Annotated in this window: 19 protein-coding genes; 15 read left to right on the forward strand and 4 right to left on the reverse strand. The window is 63.8% G+C overall.

Annotated features, from left to right (window positions below; genetic code table 11):
• The first annotated feature begins 83 nt into the window (after positions 1–83).
• From hemB to AC1DN2_RS09230, 10 genes are all read left to right on the forward strand, one after another.
• Entirely contained in the window at positions 84–1,064 is a 981-nt protein-coding gene (gene hemB / locus AC1DN2_RS09185; protein ID WP_476850086.1) for a porphobilinogen synthase, read from the forward strand.
• 454 nt (positions 1,065–1,518) lie between these two features.
• Positions 1,519–2,451 carry a LacI family DNA-binding transcriptional regulator gene (locus AC1DN2_RS09190; RefSeq protein ID WP_476850155.1) on the forward strand — a complete coding sequence of 311 codons (933 nt, stop codon included), beginning with the start codon at positions 1,519–1,521 and terminating at the stop codon, positions 2,449–2,451.
• A 182-nt stretch (positions 2,452–2,633) separates the two neighbouring features.
• The gene (locus AC1DN2_RS09195) at positions 2,634–3,176 is read left to right on the forward strand and encodes a 2,4'-dihydroxyacetophenone dioxygenase family protein (protein WP_476850087.1); all 543 of its coding nucleotides are present in this window, start codon (positions 2,634–2,636) and stop codon (positions 3,174–3,176) included.
• 251 nt (positions 3,177–3,427) lie between these two features.
• The gene (locus AC1DN2_RS09200; RefSeq protein ID WP_476850088.1) at positions 3,428–4,429 is read left to right on the forward strand and encodes an alcohol dehydrogenase catalytic domain-containing protein; all 1,002 of its coding nucleotides are present in this window, start codon (positions 3,428–3,430) and stop codon (positions 4,427–4,429) included.
• A gap of 75 nt (positions 4,430–4,504) precedes the next feature.
• Positions 4,505–5,857, forward strand: coding sequence for an MFS transporter (locus tag AC1DN2_RS09205; protein ID WP_476850089.1), 1,353 nt, complete (start codon positions 4,505–4,507; stop codon positions 5,855–5,857).
• 23 nt (positions 5,858–5,880) lie between these two features.
• Positions 5,881–6,684, forward strand: a complete 804-nt coding sequence (locus tag AC1DN2_RS09210; protein WP_476850090.1) for an SDR family oxidoreductase — start codon at positions 5,881–5,883, stop codon at positions 6,682–6,684.
• Between the two features lie 260 nt (positions 6,685–6,944).
• Positions 6,945–7,439 (forward strand): MarR family winged helix-turn-helix transcriptional regulator, encoded by a 495-nt coding sequence (locus AC1DN2_RS09215; protein WP_476850091.1) that lies wholly within the window; start codon positions 6,945–6,947, stop codon positions 7,437–7,439.
• A gap of 116 nt (positions 7,440–7,555) precedes the next feature.
• On the forward strand, positions 7,556–8,362 hold the full coding sequence (locus AC1DN2_RS09220) for an MBL fold metallo-hydrolase (protein WP_476850092.1): 807 nt from the start codon (positions 7,556–7,558) through the stop codon (positions 8,360–8,362).
• Positions 8,353–8,781, forward strand: coding sequence for a nuclear transport factor 2 family protein (locus tag AC1DN2_RS09225; protein ID WP_476850093.1), 429 nt, complete (start codon positions 8,353–8,355; stop codon positions 8,779–8,781). Before AC1DN2_RS09220 ends, AC1DN2_RS09225 begins: the two co-directional genes overlap by 10 nt.
• Before the next feature lie 103 nt (positions 8,782–8,884).
• Positions 8,885–9,403, forward strand: coding sequence for a DUF2087 domain-containing protein (locus AC1DN2_RS09230; RefSeq protein ID WP_476850094.1), 519 nt, complete (start codon positions 8,885–8,887; stop codon positions 9,401–9,403).
• A gap of 139 nt (positions 9,404–9,542) precedes the next feature.
• Here AC1DN2_RS09230 and AC1DN2_RS09235 read toward each other — a convergent pair whose 3' ends face one another.
• Entirely contained in the window at positions 9,543–9,848 is a 306-nt protein-coding gene (locus AC1DN2_RS09235) for a hypothetical protein (RefSeq protein WP_476850095.1), read from the reverse strand.
• Between the two features lie 386 nt (positions 9,849–10,234).
• Between AC1DN2_RS09235 and AC1DN2_RS09240 the strand changes: the two genes are divergently transcribed.
• The 3 genes from AC1DN2_RS09240 (at position 10,235) to AC1DN2_RS09250 (ending at position 13,446) form a co-directional block, all read left to right on the forward strand.
• A complete protein-coding gene (locus AC1DN2_RS09240) occupies positions 10,235–11,737 on the forward strand; it encodes a phospholipase D family protein (protein ID WP_476850096.1) in 1,503 nt (500 codons plus the stop codon).
• Between the two features lie 271 nt (positions 11,738–12,008).
• Entirely contained in the window at positions 12,009–12,389 is a 381-nt protein-coding gene (locus AC1DN2_RS09245; RefSeq protein WP_476850097.1) for a nuclear transport factor 2 family protein, read from the forward strand.
• Positions 12,390–12,639: 250 nt separating this feature from the next.
• The gene (locus tag AC1DN2_RS09250; RefSeq protein ID WP_476850098.1) at positions 12,640–13,446 is read left to right on the forward strand and encodes an SDR family oxidoreductase; all 807 of its coding nucleotides are present in this window, start codon (positions 12,640–12,642) and stop codon (positions 13,444–13,446) included.
• 98 nt (positions 13,447–13,544) lie between these two features.
• Here AC1DN2_RS09250 and AC1DN2_RS09255 read toward each other — a convergent pair whose 3' ends face one another.
• Complete coding sequence (locus tag AC1DN2_RS09255) at positions 13,545–14,405, reverse strand: 3-hydroxyacyl-CoA dehydrogenase (RefSeq protein ID WP_476850099.1); 861 nt, start codon at positions 14,403–14,405, stop codon at positions 13,545–13,547.
• 26 nt (positions 14,406–14,431) lie between these two features.
• Positions 14,432–15,064 carry a TetR/AcrR family transcriptional regulator gene (locus tag AC1DN2_RS09260; protein ID WP_476850100.1) on the reverse strand — a complete coding sequence of 211 codons (633 nt, stop codon included), beginning with the start codon at positions 15,062–15,064 and terminating at the stop codon, positions 14,432–14,434.
• A 69-nt stretch (positions 15,065–15,133) separates the two neighbouring features.
• Here AC1DN2_RS09260 and AC1DN2_RS09265 point away from each other — a divergent pair, with 69 nt between their 5' ends.
• Both AC1DN2_RS09265 and AC1DN2_RS09270 read left to right on the forward strand, forming a co-directional pair.
• Positions 15,134–17,542 (forward strand): alpha/beta fold hydrolase, encoded by a 2,409-nt coding sequence (locus AC1DN2_RS09265; RefSeq protein WP_476850101.1) that lies wholly within the window; start codon positions 15,134–15,136, stop codon positions 17,540–17,542.
• Between the two features lie 308 nt (positions 17,543–17,850).
• A complete protein-coding gene (locus AC1DN2_RS09270) occupies positions 17,851–18,420 on the forward strand; it encodes a hypothetical protein (protein WP_476850102.1) in 570 nt (189 codons plus the stop codon).
• A 552-nt stretch (positions 18,421–18,972) separates the two neighbouring features.
• On the opposite strand, the gene AC1DN2_RS09275 is transcribed toward AC1DN2_RS09270, so the two are convergent.
• The gene (locus AC1DN2_RS09275; RefSeq protein WP_476850103.1) at positions 18,973–19,398 is read right to left on the reverse strand and encodes an acyl-CoA thioesterase; all 426 of its coding nucleotides are present in this window, start codon (positions 19,396–19,398) and stop codon (positions 18,973–18,975) included.
• Positions 19,399–19,404: the final 6 nt, after the last annotated feature.

Here is a 19,404-nt window from a genome sequence, read left to right on the forward strand (position 1 = left end):
CTTCCCCCAGATTGCTCGGCTAATCAACCGCCGAAGCCCACACACGGGCCTACACCCGCCAATAAAAGAGAAAAGGACAGGACATGAGCTTTCCCCGGACACGACCCCGGCGCCTCCGTCGTTCGCCCGCCATCAGGCGCTTGGTAGCCGAGTACCGCCTCACTGCCTCTGAACTGATCCTGCCGGCCTTCATCCGGGAGGACCTTACCGAACCCGCAGCCATAGGCTCCATGCCCGGCGTCGTGCAGCACACCACAGACTCGCTCAAGCGAGCCGCCGCACGAGCCGCCGAACAGGAACTGGGCGGCATCATGCTGTTCGGGATTCCGGCACACCGGGACCCTGTTGGCTCGGCCGCCCTGGACCCCGAGGGTGTCCTGAACGCAGCTATCCGCGATGTCCGGGCGGAGGTGGGCGATGACCTCGTCGTGATGAGTGATCTGTGTCTGGACGAGTTCACCGACCACGGACACTGCGGCGTACTGGACGACACGGGATACGTGGACAATGACGCCACCTTGGAACTCTATGGCCGGATGGCCATCGCCCAGGCCGACTCCGGGGCACACATCGTGGCTCCCTCCGGCATGATGGACGGCGGCACCGGGGCCGTTCGCCGGGCGCTGGAGAGCGCGGGCCATACGAACACCGCCGTGATGGCCTACGCAGCGAAGTACGCGTCAGCGTTCTATGGCCCCTTCAGAGAGGCTGTCGATTCACAACTGACCGGGGACAGGCGAACCTACCAGATGAACGCCGGTAACCGCCGCGAAGCACTGACCGGGGTCAGACTCGACGTCGAAGAAGGCGCCGACATCGTGATCGTCAAACCCGCGATGAGCTACCTTGACATCCTGGCGGACGTCGCCGCAACAAGCACAGTACCGGTCGCGGCATATCAGATCTCGGGCGAGTACGCGATGATCGAAGCTGCGGCCGCCAACGGCTGGATCGACCGCCGCGGCGCCGTCCTTGAGTCGCTGCTTGGGATTAAACGCGCCGGGGCCGACATGATGCTCACGTATTGGGCATCCGAGGCCGCGGCGTGGCTGAAAGAAGCATGACGGACGGCGGCCCAGCAATCCCACGCGCCCTACCGGCTAATGCCACAGCTGGCTGAAGGAATATAGGCCCAAGCTCGAGAGCCGGCCAGCACGTGGTCCGTTTCCGTGCGAGGCCCGCTTAGCCTCCTGAGGCCACTGTTCCGTCTCAGTAGGGATCCTTTGATGAGATGGCAAGCCGACGAGTTGCTGTATCCCGAAGTCCTAAACTCGGCATCGGGCTAGCAGGTGGCCGGCTTCCGTGGAGAGGAAAGCCGCATCGGCGCGCACCTCAGGAGAAACGCCCAAATGGCTAAGCGCCGCCGAAGGAGAAAGCGCATCTCGCAAATCTTCTTAAACGGATAAGCTGATGTCTATGGTGACGGAAGCACGGTCAGGCCCGGATAAGAGCGTGCGCGTTACCATCCGCGACGTTGCACAGCGGGTGGGTGTCTCATCCGCGTCAGTGTCCTATGCAATGAGCGGGCGGCCCGGGGTTAGTGATGATCTACGCGATCGCGTCCTCACTGCTGCGGAAGACCTGGGGTACCGCCCCAACAAAGTAGCCCAGCAATTGCGCCGCGGACGGACAGATGCCGTCGGCCTGCTTTTCGCCGACATAGCCAACCCGTTTTACCCTGATCTTGCCAGCGGAGTGATCGCCGCAGCCACCCTGGAGGGCTTCGAGGTATTCGTCTCCAACGTCGGCATAAATGGGGAGCGCCAGACCGAAGCGGCAATGGCCCAGCTTGACAGGAATTCGGCCGGCCTGCTCTTCACCTCTGTAGCCGATCAGGACCGCGACTTGCTTGAAAGCCTCACCCGACGCGGTGTCCCCTTCGTACAGTTGCATCGAGTGCTCGAGGGAGCTGCCGCCGATTCGGTGGTGGTCGACAATCTGGCTGCGGCCCGGGAGCTGGCACAACATGTGGCGGAGACAGGCCGGACAAGAGTCGCGGTGCTCGGCGGCGCCGGCGCGTCTAGTGTTTCCCGAGACCGTGAGCGGGGCTTCCGGGAGGGCCTGGCGATGGCGGGAGCGACCGTTGTGAACGAGGACGGGCTGTGGGGTGCGCTGACCCGGGAATCCGGGGCCGCTCGGGCCCGGACGCTCTTGAGCGCCGGGCATCAGGTTGATGCCGTGTTGTGCGGCAACGACATGATCGCGGTGGGTGTCCTCGACGTCTGCCGGGAACGGGGGCTCCGGGTACCGGAGGATTTGGCGGTCGCCGGATTCGACGACATGAGCTTCTCCAGCGCCGGGCCGCTGCAGCTGACCACAGTGACGGTCCCCCGCGAAATGATGGGCCGGCGCGGCTTCGAACTGCTGCTCCGCAGAATCCAGGGATACGACGGGCCCCCCGAGCGCATAGTGCTCCCCCACGTCCTTCAAGTCAGGGACACAACACGCTAAGTCACACTCGAATGTGAGCCGGCAAGAAAAATCCTCGAGAGCTCTTGCGCACCGGGTCGATGGCATGAATACTTAACTTAATCGATTCAGCAAAACGGGTTTTAGCCATGTTCGAACTTAATCGATTCAGTTCCGCAAGTGATGTGACATCCACATCGGTTCCTAAACTTCGAAGGAGAAGAATGACTGCGAATGCTGCTGAAGCAACCATGGATGAGGCTGCCGTTCCTTACCGCGGCGAGCAGCCCTACGGCATCATCGATGACGTCATCGTGCCCGGTGCACTCGACCTGGACGCGGACGAGCGCCTGTGGGTGCCCCAGTCCAGGGACGTGTCCTTCCGCCCGCTGATTCTCTCGGCGAGCCAGGGATATTTCGTGAACATCCTGCGCGTGCGCAAATCCGGGATCCTCTCCCGCCACAGGCACGCCGGGCCGGTTCACGCGATCACCCTGAAGGGTCGATGGCACTACCTGGAGCACGAATGGTGGGCCGAAGAAGGCACCTACGCCTTCGAAACACCGGGCGATATCCACACGCTCGTCGTTCCTGACGGGGTCGAGGAAATGGCCACCCTGTTCCACGTCACAGGCACCTACATCTACGTGGATCCCGACGGCAACCCGACGGGCATTGAGGATGTCTTCACCAAGATTGCCCTTGCCCGGGCACACTACGAAGCAGTAGGCCTTGGCGCCGACTACGTCGACCAATTCATCCGCTAAGAGGCCTCCTCTCCCCTCGGGGGCCGGACCGCGATTCCCGGAATCGCCACCAACCGGCCGCAACCCGGGGCCGAGTCCGGTGCTGCTCCTGCGGCCACTTCAGCCAGGAGCGGCACCGGGCGGCATCCAGATACATCAATGACGCTGTCAACCTGCCCCGGCGCTGTTCGGCGCCGACGGACCAGCCGTTACCACCGACTGCGGAACTTCGAAGGAGAAGAACCGATGAACAAATTCGTACAGGGTTGACCGTGAAAGCCCTTAGAAAACAAAGCACCTCACCGAAAGACGTGCAGGTGCAGGAGCATCCCAAGCCCGACCCGGCTCCCGGCGAGCTCCTTGTCCAGACACTGGCCTGCGGCCTCTGCGGCAGCGATGTGCATGCGTGGCGTCAGGATACGGGTTACGAATGGGTGCATTGCCCGGTGACACTGGGTCATGAAGCGGTCGGCGTCGTTGTAGGTATCGGAGCGGGAACGGACAGCCAGTGGATCGGTCAACGCATTGTGCCCATTGCCATCGACGGCTGCGGATCCTGCGATCTGTGCCGTCGTGGAACTCGTCAACTTTGCCTGGATCGAACCGTGCTGGGGCTTTCATTTGACGGAGCCGCCGCAGATCTCTTCTCCATCCCTGAATACCGCGCCGTGCCGGTGGACAATGATCTGCCCGCTGCGGTTCTCGCCCTCACAGAGCCGCTGTCCGTGGCCCTGCGCGCGGTGACACGCCTGGAGCAATCAATACCGGCCCAGGCCCGTGTCATGGTTAGCGGTCCCGGGCCGATAGGCCTCATGGCCGCGTTGCTCCTGAACCAGCGCGGGCATCGGGTTACGCTTCTCGGCGCAGCACGCGACGAAGAGCAGCGCCTGCCCCTGGCCCGGTTACTTGGTCTAGATACCATCCTGGCAGAGGATGTGACCCCGGGAGGGTTGCACGGTTGGCTGGAAGCATCGGGCGCGGCCCAGGCATTGTCATCTGCGGTGGCAAATATTGGCCCGGGTGGAACCATCGTCGTCGCCGGACTGTTCCCGTCGATCCCGGCAGTGGACATCAATGTGCTGGCCAGGAACGAGATTCAACTTGTCGGGAGCTACGGCTCAGTCGCCCTCGACTACCGTAACGCGCTGGCAGCGCTGGAGGCAGCGCCTGACATGTGGGCGTCACTGGTGACTACCTTCCCGCTGACCGAGGGCACTCGCGCACTCCAAGCGGCAGCCGACGCCGAAGCCGTCAAGGTCGTGCTCCTTCCCTAAGGCGCCTGCAGGTCAACGCTGACCGTAACCAGAAGCCATCATCAAGCATCGTGACACATCCAACGGAGACCCCCAATGGTTAACGCACACACCCAGACGTCCGTCGCCGTCGCACGGACGCCCATCCGCAAGGTCGTATTTGCCAGCCTTATCGGAACGGCCATCGAATGGTATGACTTCTTTCTCTACGGATCAGCCGCAGCGCTGGTCTTCGGAGCGGTATTCTTTCCCAGCCAGGACCCGGCAACCGGAGTGCTTCTGGCCTTCGGCACCTACGCTGTCGGCTTTGTCGCGCGGCCGCTGGGCGGCATCATCTTCGGTCACTTCGGAGATCGCGTAAGCCGCAAGAAGATGCTCGTCATCAGCCTGGTGCTCATGGGTGCGGCCACTTTCGCCATTGGCCTGCTGCCCACCTACGCCATGATCGGAGTTGCCGCTCCACTGCTTCTCGTCTTCTGCCGCTTGCTCCAAGGCTTCGCAGTGGGCGGTGAATGGGGCGGAGCTGTCCTCATGGCCGCCGAACACGGCGATGACCGGCACCGTGGATTCTGGTCCTCCTGGGTCCAGGCCGGCGTACCCCTGGGCAACCTGATCGCCGCAGTCGTGCTGTGGCTGCTGGCCGCAGTGCAGTCAGACAGCGATTTCCTGGCCTGGGGTTGGCGCATCCCCTTCCTCCTGAGCGCCCTGCTGGTGCTTGTCGGGCTCTGGGTTCGCCTGAGTATCGAGGAGTCCCCCGTCTTTGCCGAAGCCAAGAAGGCAGCATCCATGCGCGAGAAGACCAAGGCCCCAATCTTCGAGGTCCTGCGCAAATACCCGCGTGAGGTTGCCATCGCCATGGGCATGCGCCTGGCCGAAAACATCGCCTACTACATTTTCAGCATTGTCGTCATCACCTACATGGTCACGTATCTGGGCATGCGCAAGGATGTCGCCATAGCCGGCGTGCTGATCGGCTCTGTGGCCCAGTTCGTGCTCACTCCGATCATCGGATCCCTGTCCGACCGCGTAGGCCGCCGGCCCCTTTACCTGGCCGGAGCGGCAGGCACGGGTCTTTGGGGCTTTGTCTTCTTCCCGCTCATCAACACCCGTAACGACGGACTTATTATCCTTGCCATTGTCGTCGGCCTCGTCTGCACCACGTTCATGTACGCTCCCCAGGCAGCGTTCTTCTCTGAACTGTTCGGCACCAGCGTCCGCTACAGCGGCGCCTCCCTCGGCTACCAGCTGGCATCGGTCTTCGCCGGCGGACTGGCACCTCTCATCTCCATCGCCATTCTCGGCAGCGTGGACCAGAAAAACACCCTCGGTGTCAGCATCTACCTCGGCACAGCGGCAACAATCACCTTTATTGCAGCACTTGTGGCAAAGGAAACCGCCAAATCATCACTGCGGCACGACCGCGTACTCGAACCGGAGACCACGAAATGAAGCCCGCCGGACCCGGTTCAGCAATGGGGAACACTGCAACCCTTGCGGCCGGACAGCCACTCGTGGCGAACCCCTTCTCCCTGCACGGCAAAACTGCCCTCGTCACAGGCGCCGGCAGAGGACTGGGCCGTGCGGTAGCCACTGCCCTAGGACTTGCCGGAGCAGAAGTCATGGCGCTGGACCTCTCGCCTCTGAACGAATTCAAGGACGAACTGGAAGGGCAAGGCGTCAGGTGCCGGATCCGGTCGCAGAACCTTGCCAATCTCTCGCCGGACCAGGCCGCAGAAATCATCACCTGGGCCAAGGAAACCGGGAACGGGCCCGACATCCTCGTCAACAACGCCGGACTGATCCGGCGCGGTCCTGCGCTCGCAACCACCCTCGAAGACTGGGAATCCGTGATCGGTTTGAACCTGACTACACCTTTCGTGCTCTCCCAAGCGTTCACGCGCTCCCTGATCGACGAGGACCGGCCCGGAAGCATCATTAACATCCTCTCCATCAATGCCTTCCAAGGAGGCGTCGAAGTACCCTCCTATGCGGCATCCAAACACGGACTCCTGGGAGTGACCCGTGCCCTCGCCAACGAGTGGGCCCCCCATGGAATCAGAGTCAACGGTATAGCCCCCGGATACATGGAAACAGAGCTCACCGCAGCCCACCGCGAAGACCCTGCGCGGTACCAGGCCATGCGCAGCCGCATGCCTATAGGCCGCTGGGGACAACCCGACGAAATCGGCGGGGCCGCGGTCTACCTCGCGTCCGCGGCGTCCACCTATCTATCGGGAACCGTCATTAACGTCGACGGGGGCTGGCTTTCCCGCTAAGTCGGCCGCCAAGCTGTCCACCACGATCCCGCCGGCTCGATTCGCCCCTCCGGCCGGGCCCGCTGATAGGCCTCCAAACCGGCCAGTTTTGTGCCGGGGTGAACGACCTGCGAGGGGTCGGGCCTCCGGTCCAGAATTACTCATGGACTTCCCGCACGCAGGAAATCGCTGATATAGACATTCGTGATGTTCCTGATTCTCGCCCCCCGAATTAGACAAGAGGCAAGCGACACTCCGTTAGTTCCGCTTACTGTTGGACGGTGAACAATGCAACGGAATTTGGATCAGGCCAAGAGGCTGCCAACGATCATCGCATCTTGGTCTTCGGGCGCCTACTGGGTGCGGCGAACCGGCTGGAGTTTCTCCTCGGCCGCGCCCTGGAACAGGAGTTCGGGCTCAGCCATTCACTCTTTGAACTTCTCCTCCTGGTGGCAAGGGGCGGCAACAAGGGAATTCCAGTGCGTGACATCGCGCAGGCGCGGGTATTGACGTCTGGCGGAGCCACCCGACTGGTGCAGAGGGCGTCAGCGCTGGGCCTTATTGAACGCGAGAGCTCTGCTGTCGACGGCCGGGTCCAGCTCATCCGCCTCACCACACATGGCGAAGACGTCCTCCTCCGGGCAAGCACCCGCCACGTGGAAAATATTGAACGGTACATGCTCGACCTGCTCTCACCCGCAGAAGCCGAGGTGTTCTCAGCGGCCGTGAAGAAGATCAGCAAAAACGCTGCACAGCACCTGCCGATCATGCCATGATCGAACGGTCTTATCCCTAGGGAATAGCTGACTAGTCAGCTATTGTTGGATTTGAGTAAGCGTATCTGCGCGACTCGCTTCGGACACTCCGGGGCATCCGAGAAAGGTTCACCAGCATGTCGCTGCATTTTGAAGTCTTGGATCTCGACTTCCCCGCAGGTTCACCCAACAAGTCAGCAACATTGATCACCGGCCCATCAAAGGCCCTCCTCGTGGATGCCGGCTTCACCCGGGCCGACGGTCACCGTCTCGTCGCGGCCATCCTGGACTCCGGTAAAGAACTGGAAACCGTTTTCATCAGCCACGCTGACCCTGACTACTACTTCGGCCTGGAAGTCATCGCCGATGCGTTCCCAAATGCCACAGTCCTGGCGACACCGATCGTCATCGAGCACATCCAGGCAACCTACGAAGGTAAACTCCAGGCGTGGGCAGCACTGGGTGCCAATCTTCCGACCCGCTTGGCAACGATCGCGCCCCTGAGTGCAGACGCGATCGAACTCGACGGGTACCGCTTCGAACTCCGAGGCGGCTCTGACCTGCTACCGGACAGGCACTACCTCTACAACGTCGATCAGAATGCAGTCGTCGGTGGAGTCCTTGTCTTCCAGGAAGAACACGTCTGGACAGCAGACACGGCCACCCCCGAACAGCGCTCGGCTTGGATCGAACTACTTGACCAGATGCGGGCCCTGAACCCGGATCTCGTCATCGCAGGCCACCGGCTGCCGGGAACGGCCAACGATTCCACAGCCATCGACTACACACGGTCCTACCTCCAGGAATTCGAACGGATCCTCGCCCGCTCAGCAAATGCCGCGGCCGTTACGGCTGCCCTGATCGAAAGCTACCCGAATTCCGGGATGTTGATCGCGGCGCAAATCGGACCCAAGGTCGCCAAGGGGGAAATGACATGGGGCTGAGTGACATCACCGAACTTGCCCGCTCAACCTCCCCGCGCGATGTCGTCCGCCGGCAGTATCTGGCTTCAGCAGCCGGTGACCTCGAAGCGCTCCGCGCCACGATGGCCCCGGATGTTGAATGGACTGAGATGGCCGGCTTCCCCCTCGCAGGGACCTACCGCACCCCCGACGGGGTCACTTCCAATGTCATGGAAATTCTCGGCCGGGACTGGGACGGCTGGGTAGCCCACGACGACACGTACATCGTAGAGGGTGAAAACGTAGTTGTCCTCGCCAGGTACACCGCCACGCACCGGGCAACCGGGAACCCCCTGAACGTCCGGGTGGCCCACCATTTCATCGTCCGCGGCGGGCTCATCGTCCGCTTCGAACAATTTGTCGACACCGCAAAAGTCGTCGAAGCAAGCGTGTTGGTATAAGTCTGCGACGACTTTCGTTTTTGACCCTCAAGGTCGGCTGAACCGGACCTGGATCCCGAAGCCGGCCTGCCCGCGGGGGCAAATGCAGAGTGAGGAAAACGCTGTGACCGGAACGACGATGGTGAGTGGACCGCACTGGCGGCGTGTAGTGGCAGCCCTCGCTAACACGGACGCTCGGACCGCCTACGCGCAAATAGTGCTCGGCGCCAAGCTCCCCGACGTGCTTGCGGACCTGAATGACCACCGGCGAAACCGGGCCATCGCTGCCCTCCTTGAGTCAGGACTTGTGGAAAGCAATGCCGCCAGTGACCTTGAGGCACCCGAGGCGATCTTCCGCGACCTCCTCACACAGCAACCCCGGCGGCAGCCGCAGACCGGATTGGCCCGCTTCATGCGCTTGGGGCGGATCGAGAGGTATCCAGCCAACATGACGGAACGGCGGGAGCTCCTGGCCTGGATCGTCAGCGAAGCTTTTGAGCCGGGCGAACACCTAACGGAAAAGCAGGTTAATGAACGACTGCTCAGTTATACCGATGACGTCGTCATGCTGCGCCGCTACATGATCGACTTCGGACTACTGGAACGGACGGCCTCGGGTTCCTCATACTCCCGGCAGGCATAACGCGGGCTCCATGCGGGCATTACGTGGGCTTTGAACTCGACGCTCTCATAGCGCCCAAACCTGCCCGAGAGCCAACATTGGCACCCACGGGATGTCGCGGTTTCTTGTGCCACCGCGAGTCCAGCATGATTCTCAGCGGTCAGCCCGCGCCCTGGCCCTCACGGGCCATTTCTTCCAGAATCCTGGCTGTCGGCGCTGCCGTCATCAGCTGCCCGATGACCTCGGGTTTGTCCCACACCTGGCTGCGCAACTTTGCCAGAAAGCCGGTCGCGGCGTCCCTGGTGTCGAAGTCAAGGAGCACGGCTACGCTGTTCTGGTCCTCTGTGTCCCGGAACAAGCGGACAGACCGGGCGCCGGAGGCGGCGCGGCCTGCGGGATCGCTGTCGAAGACACTCTTAAAGGCCTCGTAGTCCCGGACCGGATAGCTAATCTGCAGGGTGAACATCGTCGTTCCTTTCCCTCGGGCTATGTCAGGACCACGATAGGCCGTCCAGCGTCATCCCGGTAGGGCCGGAGAGCGGCTTTGATCCGGTGCTGCGCCGCCTTCCTTACAAGCAATCCCTTCGTATCAGTTCAAGTGGGCGCCCAACACGAGCGGGCATTCCGCTGGTCCGCTGATACCGTGCACCTTTGACCCGGTCGGTGACATTAGGCAGCACAGTCGCTACGTTGAAGACCGGACACTAGTGCCCTGGGCTCGGGCGCCGAAAGAAGGACTGAGTGGACAGTGATGCTGGTACGTGGTTTCTGAGCCGCGCCGAGCGGGGGAATTTGGCCACAGACGTACACGCGGGCGATGCCGGATCGCCGCCGTGGTCGGAGGGCAATCTTGTGCGGCCCCTGATTCATGGCGCGACCTACTTCGCCCGGCTGCATGAGGAGTTGACGGCTCTGCAGGCCGGGGACCGCGTGTGGTTCACCGACTGGCGTGGCGACGCCGACGAGCGGCTGCTGGCGGACGGACCGTCGATCGGTGAGGTGCTCGCTGGCTTGGCCCGTGAGGGAGTGGAAGTGCGGGGCCTTGTCTGGAGATCCCATGGAGAGCGCGTGTCGGCCCCGATCAGCGGCCGATCCAATGAGCTCCTAAGCCGTCAGGTCAACGACGCGGGCGGAGAGGTGCTGCTGGATCAGCGTGTACGCCTGTTTGGCTCCCATCACCAAAAAATCTTCGTCATCCGCCGTCGTGACAACCCGTCGCGGGATGTCGCGTTCGTTGGCGGGATCGACCTTTCGCACAGCCGTCGGGACGATGCCGACCACGCGGGAGACCCGCAGGCCGTGAGCATGGATTCCCGGTACGGGAAACGACCGCCATGGCACGATGCCGCCCTCGAACTGCGTGGCCCCGTGGTCGCAGATGTCCTGGCAGTATTTGCTGAACGGTGGAACGACCCGCATCCTCTGGACCGGCGCACCCCCTACCGGATGCTGCTGCAACGTCTGGCCCGTATGCCCCGGCACCCCGAACCGCTCCCGGCCACTGCACCGCCACCGCCACCGGCGGGCAAGCACGCCGTGCAGCTGCTGCGCACCTACGGGGTGAAACGTCCCCCGTTCCCGTTCGCGCCCGACGGGGAACGCAGCATTGCCCGCGCCTACACGAAAGCCTTCGCCCGCGCCCGCTCGCTGATCTACGTCGAGGATCAGTACCTGTGGTCGAAAGAGGTCGCAGCCGGAATCGCGGAGGCCCTCGACCGGAATCCCGACCTGAACGTGATCGCCGTCGTGCCCCGTTACCCCGACGCTGACGGGCCTCTCGCAGGGCCGGCGGCCCGGATCGGGCAACTGCGTGCCATCAGCATGCTGCGTCGGGTCGCGCCCGACAGGGTCGGCGTGTTCGACCTGGAGAACCGCGCGGGAACTCCGATCTATGTCCACGCCAAGATCTGCATCATCGACGACACCTGGTTCACCTGCGGCTCAGACAACTTCAACCGCCGGTCCTGGACCAACGACAGCGAGCTCACCTGCGCCGTACTCGACACGACTGTCGACAACCGGGAGGCGCCCGGCACATACAACAGCCGCGATACATTCCGGCCTTTGGCCCACGAGCTCCGGCTCCAACTCTGGGCCGAACACCTGGGCCTGGAGCAGAACGATCCCCAGCTCGTCGACCCGGCGGCCGGGCTCAAACTTTGGAACACCACCGCAGACGCTCTCGACCAATGGCATGAAGCCGGCCGCCGCTCCCCCCGACCCGCCGGACACGCGCGCCACCACACTCCAGAGCCGGTGTCGGCCCGCCAACGCCTCTGGGCCGATCCGATGAACCGCCTCCTCTTGGACCCAGACGGCCGCCCCCGCCGGCTGCGCGGCACTACCCAGTTCTAGGCAAGACGCTGACGGCCGCGAACCAGCAGAACGCCTGAACGACTCCGGGGACTGTAGCCCCGCCACGCTGTTGCGTCTCCGCCTCAGCCTTCGTGCATCCCAGACAGACGACGGCGAGCACCACGCCGCAGCGGCAGTCCTCCTCGACGTCGTGACTTCTGTACTCAACGGCTATAACCTGACCGGCGACGATCCGGTCCACATTGAACCGCGTTCTCCGCCTCATGGATGTGCAGAGCTTGAAGATTTCAATCTTAGGGAGGAGCTGCCGATGTCCACGCTGAGCAAGGCTGCGCCAGACGTACTCCAGCGCTACTACCGGATCCTGGCCGCCGGCATAGATGCGTTCGACCCCGACGGCGAGCTGCGCACTTTGCTCGTCGACGACCTCGAATTTGAAGGTCCGATCGCAGGGAAGCGCACAGGGGCCGCCGGATTCTGCCAAGGCGTAAAAGGCTTCATCGCCACGGTGTCGGACCTCGAGATCCTCCAAGAGGTCCACGGCGCAGATGGCTCCGCGATACTCTACGACGCCCGCATGCCGGCAGGGATTGTCCGGCTCGCAGAGTTCTTCCGCTTCGACAACGGCAAGATCTCGACACTCCGGATCCACTACGATCCCGCCGACTACGTACGACAAGGCGGCCGCTGATCTTCGGTTGCCCGCTCAGCATCGCCAGCCCGCCGGCGTCGCGAAATGATTCAGTCTAAATCCGTCCGCGGCGTCCCGACAGACCCCGGCAATTGCCCCGTTGCGATGGAACAGCGCCGCCGGGGAACCACCCGGCGGACAACCACCTCGGAACTGTCGCCACGCCTGCGCCCTTGCTCTCCCCGGTCACTACGCGTATGAGAGAAGCATGGGTTCGCGACGAGATGTCCTCCGCGGTCGCGTGGCAGTCGTGACTGGCTCGACGCGCGGCCTGGGGTTGGCCATGGCCCGGTTGCTGGGGCATCAGGGTGCGACGGTGGTGCTGGCGTCCAGGTCGGACGCCGACGTCGCGGCCGCCGTCGAGCGGCTGCACGTTGAAGGGATCGTGGCATTCGGGCGTCAGTGCGACACCGGTGAACTGGCCGACGTCGAGGCCCTGCGCGACGAGGCCCTTAGCCGCGGGACGCTCGACATCTGGGTCAACAACGCCGGAGCCTCCGGTGTCTTCGGGCCGACGGCCTCCACGCCGGTCGAGGACTTCACGCAAGTGGTGCGCACAAACATCCTCGGCACGTTCCACGGGTCGAGGGTGGCGTTGCCGGTGTTCATCGGCCAAGGTCGCGGCGACCTCGTCAACGTGTACGGCCACGGCGACCAGGGGCCGGTGGCGCTGCAGAACGCGTATGCGTCAAGCAAGCGTTGGGTCCGCCAGTTCACCGAGACGTTGCGGGTGGAGACCAAGGGCACCGGCGTCCGGGTGCATGGCATGAATCCGGGCCTGGTGATCACGGACATGCTGGGGCACGTCACGTCCCAGCCCGGGTACGAGCATCGACTGGGCGGGCTGCAGGTCGTCGTCGGGCTGTGGGGGCAGACCCCTGACGACGCCGCGCGGCCGCTGCTGGACCTGGTAACGTCGGACGCCGCCGAGTTCCGGTATCTGACCAAGACGACCATGGTGACCCGCGGCGTGCGCAACGTGCTGGCCGGACGCCTCCGTCGCGCCAGGCGCATGCCCCTGGACGTCACCGTCCTGGACACGAACCGCCAGGGCTGACCGGGTCCGTGTAAAAAGCGGTTCCGCAGCCACTCCCCCTCCGCTAGACCGTTCGTCAGCACCGTCCGCCAGCACCGTCCGTCAGCCCACGCGAAGACTTAGTAGGTGTAGAAACCCTCGCCCGTCTCGACGCCGAGCTTGCCCTGGTCGATGTAGTTGTCCTTGAGGTACCGAGCGAAGGCCTGCGATCCGGGGTCTGGCGATGAGGCGGCAATGTTGTAGGCGGTTCCCAGCCCGACGACGTCGTAGATCTGGAACGGACCGCTCGGCGCTCCGGTGGCAATGCGCCACGTCTTGTCGATCGTTTCCGGGCTGGCGACGCCTTGCAGCAGCAGGCCGGCGGCCGCGTTCAGGAGCGGGACCAGCAGGGAGTTCAGCACGTAGCCGGCCTTCTCCTTCCTGATCTCGATTGGCTCCAGCCCGCTGTTTCGCGCGAAGTCGACGACGGCGTCGAAGACGGCGGGATCGGTTTCGTCGGTGCCCATCACCTCGGCGATGTTCTGCGCCCAGATGTTGTTGGCGTAATGGATGGCGAGGAAGCGGTCGGGGCGGCCGGTGGAATCTTTGAGATCACTGGGCAGCAAAGTTGATGAGTTCGTGGCGAAGATGGTCTTGGCGGGGGCCAGATCTGCGAGCGTGCGGTAGACGTCCCGCTTCACCTCGAGCAGCTCAGGAACGGCCTCGATCACAAGGTCTGCATCGGCGACGGCGTCCCCGAGGTTGGAGGTAAGGCGGAGGTTTTCAAGAGCTGCCTCGGCTTTGCTCTCTCCGGCACCGCCGACGTTGGCCGCCCGGTAGATGCCGACAAGCCGGGCGAAGCGCGCCCGGGCCTTCTCCAGGGCGTCGCCGTCGACGTCGTAGGCGGTGACAGCGAATCCGTGGAAGGCGGCCTGATAGGCGATCTGGGAACCGAGCACTCCGGTGCCGAGCACGGTCAGGGTCTTGATCTGGTGGGGCATGCGGGTTCTTCCTTTCCACCCGGGCGCTAGGAACGGCCGGGGTTGACGGACCCATAGATACTGCGGATCCAGATGGTGGATAACACGTCCAGGGCATGGGACTCCGCGATCGCGGGAATCTCCCGGTTGAGGACGGCGGTGATCACCCGCTCGTTCATGAGATTGAGGCTTACGGCCAGGTCATGGGCGTCGATGCCGTCCGGCGCGGCCCCTCGGGCTTGCTCCGACGAGATGACATCGCTCGAGAAATCGACCCAGGACTGCATCGATTTGGACCAGAGGGCGCGCACCTCGTCGTTGCGGGCCCGCGCTGCAATCGCCGCGGTGGCGACGCCGCGATGCGCCACGAACACCTCAACGAACATGCCAATGGAGCGCGTCCAGGCTCCCGCGGGGTCACTTTCGAAATTTCGCGGCAACTCACTGACACGGTGCTCTACCTCGGAGATCACCCGGTCCAGAAGGGCCAGCAGCATCTCATCCTTGGACGAGAAGTAGAAGTAGAAGGTGGGGCGCGAGATGCCGGCGCCGCGGGCCAGCTCCTCGATCGAAACGTCGTCGAAGGACCGCTCGCCAAGGAGCGCCTCGGCAGTTGTGAGGATCGCGTCCTGGCGTTCATCCCCCGAGACCCGTGCTGTACGTCTTCCACGTGGAGCCATGCGCCCATCCTAACGCGAGGTATCAACACGGTGTTGACTCTCTCGACTTTAAGTCGATAGCTTGGCGTGATGAGCGCGCACGTGGATGTGTTGATTGTCGGAGCCGGGCTGAGCGGCATAGGTTTCGCGAGCCGGCTGAAACGCGAAACACCAGGGAAGACCTTCGCGATCCTGGAGTCCCGGGGCACGGTGGGCGGCACCTGGGATCTCTTCCGATACCCGGGCGTCCGCTCCGACAGCGACATGTACACGCTCGGCTATTCCTTCCGGCCCTGGGCCGGTGTCAAGGCGATCGCCGACGGCGATTCGATCCGCGACTACATCGAGGCGACCATTGCGGACGAGGGCCTGTCTCCGCAGATCCGGCTGAACACCCGGGTGGTCTCTGCCGGCTGGTCCAGCGACACCGCGCTGTGGACGGTGACGGCCGTCCGCACATCCGAGGGCGAATACCGGCACGGCGACCCGGGACCCGGCACCGCCGAGGCGGTCACGTTCACATGCTCTTTCCTGTCTGTGTGCTCGGGCTATTACCGCTATGACGAGGGGTTTACCCCTGCCATTGAGGGCGCCGACACCTTCGCCGGATCGATCGTCCACCCGCAGCACTGGCCGGCCGACCTCGATTACGAGGGCAAGCAGGTGGTGATCATCGGCAGCGGGGCCACCGCGGTGACACTTGTGCCGTCCATGGCGAAGTCAGCCGCGAAGGTGACGATGCTGCAGCGCTCCCCCACGTACATCGCCCCCGTGCCGTCCCGCGACCATCTGGCCGACCGCCTCCGGGGCAAGCTGCCCGCGCAACTGGCGTACGACGTCGTTCGGGTCAAGAATATTCTCTTTTCGATGTTCACGTACCAGCTCAGCCGACGGCGGCCGGAGACCATGAAAGCGATCCTGCGCAAGTCGGCGGTCGCCAAGCTGCCGCAGGGCTTTGCGGTGGACACGCACCTGGCGCCGTCGTATCAGCCGTGGGACCAGCGGGTCTGCGCGATCCCCAACGGGGACCTCTACCGCGCGATCAGCGCAGGCACTGCCGACATCGTGACCGACAGGATCTCCCGGATCACGCCGGACGGGATTGACCTGGTCTCGGGCGGGTCGATCCCGGCCGACGTCATCGTCACGGCGACGGGATTGAATCTGCTGGTGATTGGCGGGATGACGCTCACCGTCGACGGCGAGCCCGTGGACGTGGGCAAGACCCTGACCTACAAGGGCATGATGCTCGACGGCGTGCCCAACTTTGCGCTCACCATCGGGTACACCAATGCATCGTGGACCCTGAAGGCGGATCTGGTCGCAGGCTACGTCTGCCGGCTGCTGAAGCATCTTGACCGGCGGGGACTGCATTGGATGGTGCCCGCGGCGCCTGCCGATGTCGCCAACGGTGAGCTGTCCTCCCTGATTGACCTGAAGGCCGGCTACATTTTCCGCGGGGCCGATCAGCTGCCGCGGCAGGGTGCCGGTTCACCGTGGCGGCTGCACCAGAATTACTTCCGAGACTTTGCCCTCCTGAGGGCCGGCAGGTTGACCGACCGGGTCCGTTTCGGTCGGCGCGGACAACAGGTGCGGGCGTCCGGCGGGGCGCCATGTGTGCACCGGGATCCCCTGGCGCTCCCGGGAACGGGATACGTCGACGTCGCAGGCACGCGGTTGCGCTACCGGAAGACCGGCATCGGCGACCCGGTGCTGGTCCTGCACGGGATCGGCCAGAGCCTGGAGGACTGGAACGGGCAGCACGAGCGGCTCTCGGCACGCCACGCCGTTTACAGCGTGGACCTGCCCGGATTTGCTTACTCGGAACGGCTTTCCGGGCCGGCGACGTTGGCGAAGCTGGCCGACGTCTTGCCGGCTTTCCTCGACGCCGTCGGGGTGCACGAGCCGCTCCCCGTGATGGGAAACTCGCTGGGCGGGGCCGTCGCCATGAAACTGGCCGCCGAACACCCGGACCGTGTCTCGGCGCTGGTTCTTGCGAACAGTGCCGGGTTTGGCAAGGAGGTTGCACTGGTATTGCGCCTGCTCGCGGTCGGGCCGCTCGCGGCGTTGCTGCTGCGTCCGGATCCAGTGGCTTCGCGCCGCACCGTCCAGTCGATCTTCTACGACAAAGCACTGGTGACCGACGCCCGCATTGACCACGCGTTCGCTTTGTCGCAGCGGGCGTCCCACCGCCAAACCCTCCTCGACGTCGCCCGCGACCTCGGAACCATCTTTGGCGTCAGGGCCGGGTGGCGGAGAGCCCTCCTCGGGGCGTTGGCGCAATCGGAGACTCCCACGCTCGTGGTCTGGGGTGACCACGACCACATCCTCCCGTTCAGCCACCTCGAGGCGGCAGTGGCAGCGTTGCCACACGCCGAGTCGTACACATTCTCGAAGACGGGGCACATGCCGCAGATCGAACGGCCCGACGAGTTCGCCGCGGTGGTGGAGGACTTCCTGTCACGGGTGCCGGCGGGGAGGCAGGCGGCGGCCATCTGAGGCGTGTGGGCGATCGGAAGGCATAAATAACTTGCCCTGGCTGTAATTACTGGCAGCGTCCCGGAAACTTTGCTTTCAAGCGGGACATTCGGCCCGCCGTCATAAGAATTGGGGGCTACACCATGCATTCACATCGCGCCAGACTCTTCACTGCCGTCACCATCGCAGGTTCTTCCATCGGCCTCGCCCTTGCCGGCTGTGGGCCACAGCCAGGGGCTCCGGCCGCCACTTCGAGCCTTGCCGTGAGTACCATGGCAGACCGCACGGCGACGTTAACTTTCCCACCTGCTTCCACTGCAGGACCGACGGTGCCTGCCGCCAGGGCGGTACCGGCGTCGGAGGTTCCCGCCTCAGCGGCCAAGCACGGGTCTGCCGCGCTGAAGACCTTCACGTTCCCGGACGGACACATCTCGTTCGCCTATCCGGAGACGTGGACCGTGCGAACCGTGCACCCGCCCGCCGGCCTCCCCGGCGTTGAGGTCATCGTTGCTGACGGTGCGGGAAACGATCTGCTCTTCCTGGCCAACGGCGTCACTGCAGGGTGTACTGGCGGTCCCGTGACGCGTCATGTGTTCGATCACAAGGCAGTTTCCGGTATGACGGCGCCGGACGGCAGGAAGCCCGTCTTCGGATTCGCTGTGGAATCCTTTGGTGACGGCGATGCCTACTTCATGGGGCTAACTGATCCCCGGTCGCTGAAGGGGGGCGAGGGCGTCGCATCATGGTGCAATCTCGTCCCCACTGCCAACGGCGGACTGTTCACCCGGGTCCTTTTCGGCGACCCGGGGTTCCCGAACAGGGAGGCCGCGAAAGCCTGGATGGCGACAACCCAATACACCCAACTCAAAGCACTGCTGGTCAGCCTGAGCTACACCTGACCGACGGACCCGGCCCGGCCGCCTCACTGGCGGCCGGGCCGGACCTTTAGGTCAGGGTCCACGAACACTTCAACAGGCCGAACCAGAGCCCACGGGCAGATGGCCGCCGCAGGGTTTGGGCTCAATCCATTCCAGTCGCGCCAGATCGACCGTAGCCCAAGGCCCGGATGGCATCGTTGAAGTTCGCGCTGGCCAAATAAGGGCACGGCGCGGCCCTATCCCACTGAGCCGGACACAGGGAGCGTCCTTCTACCAGCCCACCGAACTCGGAGCCTCCGATGCCGCTCAAAGCCAGGGACCGAGGAATCCTCGTGCGGGTGCGGGTGGAGCTCGATCAACCCATCAAGCTCTCCCACGAATCCGTGGACCGGCGCCCAGATCACGCCTTGAGGTTGCGGCCGAACTGCAAGTCAACGACATCTCTGCCAGCGGTTAAAACTGCGACCCGCGACTCCGGCCTCTAGGTAGTCACCGAAGGTCCTGTTCGTCCCTGGTTCCGAGAGTGGTTACCATTCGTCACCGATAAACGGTTCATAGACCGACCCGAAGCGCTCATGGGGCTTCTTTTTCGAAGAACAGCGCCATGACGTCGGCCGGCCAGTCCGTCGCGCGACTCGTTTCCTTGTCGACGTGGGCAACGGTCATGACGCAGCGCGACACGTTCGTTCCGCCGGAATCGACCATGGCGCACTCGATAAGCGCATCGGGCCCGCGGAACTCGCGCACGAACGACATGATGGTGATCTCCTGATCGCCCCGAGCAGGCCGCAGAAAGTCGATCTCCATTCTCCGGACCCAGACCATGAACGGCAATGTGCCCAGCGTTTCCAGATCCCAACCGACATAGTCCCGCAGGCCCTCCATCCGGTGATCTGCGTAATAGGTCGCGTATTCCCCCGTGCTCACGTGGTTGTAGGGGTCGAGCTCGGAGAACTTGACCCGGTGCGTGCTCTTGTAAACAATCGGTACCTTCGCCATTCAGCG

The sequence above is a fragment of the Arthrobacter sp. 01L42 genome, assembly GCF_056400005.1.